At 48.7% G+C, this 2,995-nt stretch carries 3 protein-coding genes; 1 reads left to right on the forward strand and 2 read right to left on the reverse strand.

Annotation, left to right across the window (positions count from 1 at the left end):
• Window positions 1–61 precede the first annotated feature (61 nt).
• Complete coding sequence (locus M8370_RS23020) at window positions 62–757, forward strand: helix-turn-helix transcriptional regulator (RefSeq protein ID WP_013095695.1); 696 nt, start codon at window positions 62–64, stop codon at window positions 755–757.
• Window positions 758–868: 111 nt separating this feature from the next.
• Here the strand turns inward: M8370_RS23020 and M8370_RS23025 are convergent, their stop codons facing one another.
• Window positions 869–1,708, reverse strand: coding sequence for an OmpA family protein (locus M8370_RS23025; protein WP_319022882.1), 840 nt, complete (start codon window positions 1,706–1,708; stop codon window positions 869–871).
• A gap of 201 nt (window positions 1,709–1,909) precedes the next feature.
• Window positions 1,910–2,995 (reverse strand): type I secretion C-terminal target domain-containing protein (locus M8370_RS23030; protein WP_250021835.1); only part of this gene is annotated, 1,086 nt, incomplete at its 5' end.

Below are 2,995 nucleotides of genomic sequence, written 5' to 3' on the forward strand. Positions count from 1 at the left end.
TTAGCATGCAAATCTTACACCAAAAAGAGGCGTGCAGAATACATTAACCAAAGGGATAAAAATGGATACGTCGCGGGTCATATTATCAAGATGTCATTTCAGCAACATCGGATTGCGCCATTTACTTTCCAATACGTTCAAAAAAGAAGAGATTCTCTCTTTTTATAATCAGCACCATTTACACGACTGGGTAAAAGGTATGAAAAAAGAGAGTTTTTTTACCTTGTACCTGGTGCTTCCTGACTCTATTTATAGCAACATCATCTACTTTCAGTGGCTTATCTCACTAAAACAGAAAACAAACCTCCACGCCATTGAAGAGATCATCATCGCTTACCACTCGGATATCTTTCCGGAGCTTTTCGCCTGCATCTGCTCGCATTACAAACATCGTCTCGTGAATATCAATAATCTGACCAACGATGAAATCGTCAGGAAAATGCATACCCAGCGTCACCCCAGCAAAAGCGGGATCGTCAAAAAACATATCGAACTGACGCACATGGAGTTCTGTGTCCTGAAGTTGATGATCTCAGGCTACACGATTGACGACATCAGTACCTTATATAACATAAAGCCAAAAACCACCTATACCTACAGCAACAGCATAATGAAACAGTTGGGGTTTAACTCTTTAAAGAAAATCTATTCCTGCGGCGAAATCATTAAATCCTCGATTGACCATGACATAATCAGAGAAAAGAAAAAGTACTACAGCATTGCCCACATTAAGATGTACGAACCACAAACTGCTTAATCCCTCACCGCCTCTAACACGTCACCCGTGTCTCCATAACACCGTCAAATTATTCACAAAAAAAAATACGGAAAGCGTCTCCGCAATCCGTATTTTTGTATCGATGCTGACTTAGTGGCTTTTCACTAAAATTTCTACGCGGCGGCTGTTGACGTTACATCCTGCCGCTTGCTGGCTGGCAGAGGTACCGCAGCCTTCAGCGCTTTGTGCTATTCCTTTGCCCGTCGTGTTATTGATCAGCTCCGGTTTAATCCCTTTCTCGATCAGCAATGAACGAACGGTATCGGCACGTGCTTCAGACAGGCGCTGGTTAGCCTCACGGCTACCAATTGCGTCGGTATAACCCACAATCTGGATCTCACTGACGTTATTCGCCTTTTTGGTGAATTTCACCACCTCGTCCAGCTTATTGCGGGATTCAGCAAAAATCCCTGCCGCATTACTTGCCGCAAAGCGGAACAGGACTTGCTCCTGAATAAGCACCACACCGCTGTTATTAATGTAATCACAGGTTTTTACCTGCGATGCACGGTTAATAATTTTGGTCTGTTTATGCATCTTACTCAACAGGGCTTCAGCCCGGGAACGCTCTTCCAGGGCCGCCGTATTTCCTGACGTACCTGGATTAACCTGAATAAAATAGGTTTGCGCACTCTCGGCATTGAGCTGTTGCAGAGGATTTTGTTTCCCCTGATAAGCAGGGTGATCGTTGAACCAGGACTCCACCGCATGCGCGCCTGGCGCGGCGCACAGGACGGTAAATTGCCCCGGCAGCAGTACCGACTGCAGCTCGCGGTCGACGTAGATCGTCGCGGGCACGCTCCCCTCAGGGTAATAAACCACAATTTGTGCCTGTTCCGGTGTCACATCTGCGACCGGGCGATAGGGCTGTGGTGCCGTCTTCCCTGAAGCGGTTTTGACGTCTGCCGGTATATCGATGACGTGCTTCACTCGTTCTGCTGAATATGCAGTGCTGGATATCAATACGCAGAGCGCGGCAGTAATAGCACACGCCAGGTTTATTTTTTTAAACTTATTAAGGGTTACTTTCATTTATCAAATTCCCGATTAACCCAGTGAATGACTGTGTAACAACGATTGGTAGATGCGTGCAGAAAGCCCGCCATCCGAAGATGGCGGGTATTTACTGAGTTACATCATGATTTGGTTATTCTGTAGCAGCGTCACCAAATCCGTTTGCACGTCAGCCAGCGTGACAACCTGCGTAAATCCATGCTGTCCGCCCTGACCGTCGATATCGACACTGATCACGGTGTCGTTACCTACCACATCTACTTTCAGGTAGTCCTCCAGACCTTTTGATTCCGCGTCCAGTTCCATCTTCCCGTTGTTCTCGAAGAAGGTTACCGGACCGCTGTAATCGACAAGGTCGCTGAGGTTGAGCGTATCGGCGTCACCGTCTTTCTCCACGTTGCCCACTTTAAAGCCGTGAACCGTGTCGTGACCGTTGCCGCCGGTCGCATCGTTTTCCATCCCTTCCAGCACGTTGTACATCAATACATCGTTTCCACCGTTCATCAGGTAGAAGGTGTCATTTCCACCCTCTCCTGCAATTACGTTGCTAAACGAGTTATCCGTAATGGTGTCGTCCGTCTGGGTACCGACAATCTTCACGATGTCTTCCAGCTTACCGCCCGCAGAGGTGAATCCAGTCCACATGTTGACGGTTACCCCTTCGTTCAGTGCGCTGTAGTTCATCGTTGAGACATCCGGGCCTTTGATAACCAGCTGATGGTTAGCCAGCAGGGTTTCAAGGTCAACTTTGGTATCCGCGATGGTCAGCACCTGACTTGCGCCGAAACCGGAACCGCTGCCGTCACGGTCAATGCTCAGGATGGTGTCCTTACCGTTGTAGGTGACGGACAGATACTGAGCAATTGCATCACCCGCATCGATGGTAGCAACACCATTGATATAGTGCGCAGCACCGTCAGCATCACCTGCATAGCCGACCAATAGGCTGCTGATATCGATGATATCCGCTTTCCGGGTCGCTTCCACGGTACCGACAACAAAGCCATGGACCACATCGCTGCCATTACCGCCGGTGCCGTTGGTTCTACCATTCTCCTGGACCTGGTATTTCAACGTATCCTGACCACCGCCTTTCCCGTCATTGTCGAGATAGAAGGTGTCCGCACCCGCACGGCCTTCGAAGTAGTTGTTAGCCGCATTACCGGTAAAGGTGTCGTTTCCACTACCGCCAGCCAGACCTTT

The organism is Enterobacter cloacae complex sp. OE43NF, from assembly GCF_023544405.1.
In the GTDB taxonomy this organism is placed as follows: Bacteria; Pseudomonadota; Gammaproteobacteria; order Enterobacterales; family Enterobacteriaceae; genus Enterobacter; species Enterobacter cloacae.

What these genes read in the sequence shown, in the direction of transcription:
- M8370_RS23020 (WP_013095695.1), top strand. Translation starts at nt 62, where the DNA reads ATGGATACGTCGCGGGTCATATTATCAAGATGTCATTTCAGCAACATC.